Origin of the sequence: Megasphaera micronuciformis F0359, assembly GCF_000165735.1 — a bacterium.
Classification (GTDB): Bacteria; Bacillota; Negativicutes; order Veillonellales; family Megasphaeraceae; genus Megasphaera; species Megasphaera micronuciformis.
The window spans coordinates 1-569 of record NZ_GL538196.1; the positions used below are offsets into that span (position 1 = coordinate 1).

1 protein-coding gene is annotated in these 569 nt (G+C 54.1%); it reads right to left on the reverse strand.

The window, feature by feature from the left end:
• A partial coding sequence (locus HMPREF9429_RS09255) for a hypothetical protein (protein WP_006941687.1) occupies window positions 1-569 on the reverse strand: 569 nt, incomplete at both ends.

A 569-nucleotide genomic window follows, 5' to 3' on the forward strand; every position in this document is an offset into this window, starting at 1 on the left:
GTTCCGTTGTCGGCCGTGTAGGCAAGGTTCGTCTTTTGTGCCAACTTCGACGTATCTACGGTAATCTTATAGTCCTTCGAGTTCGTTCCCGTCGTAGGCGTGATCGTTACCGGGTTGTCCGTAGCCGCATCGGTGCTGACCGTAACGGCACTGACTGCCGCATCTTTTACGGCTCCTTCATTAACCGTCAAGGTTACATCGTTGCCGTTGGCGGCTGTCGTCAGGTACCCGTTGCCGCTCTTAATGCCGAAGTTTACATCTCCGGTTGTCAGCGACTTAGCCGTCGTCGTTCCCGTATCGCCGCCTAAGCTGATCGTTCTTCCTACTGCCGTAGCCGTGTCGTTTACCTTATTATTCGTCGTCGAATCAAGGCCTACCGTCAAGGTCTGGCCGTTCATATTCGTCGTAATACCGTTAGCGCCGGCTACCTTCAGAGACTGGTTCTTCAAGTTCACCGTTCCGCTGTTCGTACCGTCCGTTACCGTCAGGTTTTGCGATAAGTTGGCTACCGCATTTTGTACGTCTCCGATATTGGCCGCATTCGTCGCCGTCGTACCGCCGCTGGCTAC